Source organism: Methylobacterium sp. CCH5-D2 (genome assembly GCF_001556475.1).
In the GTDB taxonomy this organism is placed as follows: Bacteria; Pseudomonadota; Alphaproteobacteria; order Rhizobiales; family Beijerinckiaceae; genus Methylobacterium; species Methylobacterium hispanicum.
Genome location: NZ_LSIX01000967.1, coordinates 1 through 298 on the forward strand (window position 1 = coordinate 1; position 298 = coordinate 298).

1 protein-coding gene is annotated in these 298 nt (G+C 74.2%); it reads left to right on the forward strand.

The window, feature by feature from the left end:
• Positions 1-86: 86 nt before the first annotated feature.
• Positions 87-298: sugar nucleotide-binding protein (locus tag AX737_RS26280; RefSeq protein ID WP_156453973.1), on the forward strand; the 212-nt coding region annotated here is incomplete at its 3' end.

Genomic DNA, 298 nt, shown 5'->3' on the forward strand with positions numbered 1-298 from the left:
AGGCCTGGTGGCGCCCGATCCGCGAGGGCCGCTACACCGGCGAGCGCCTCGGCCTCCAGAAGGCCAGCTGAAGCATGAGTGCGCGCTTGGACATCCTCCTCCTCGGCGGCGCCGGCCAGGTCGGCACGGAACTCCGGGCGCTCGGCTGGCCCGAGGACGTGCGCCTGCACGCGCCCGGCCGCGACGCCCTCGACATCACCGATGAGAGCGCTCTCGCGGCGGCCTTCGCGGAGCGGGCCTACGGCGCGGTGATCAACACGGCCGCCTACACGGCGGTGGACAAGGCCGAGAGCGCGGT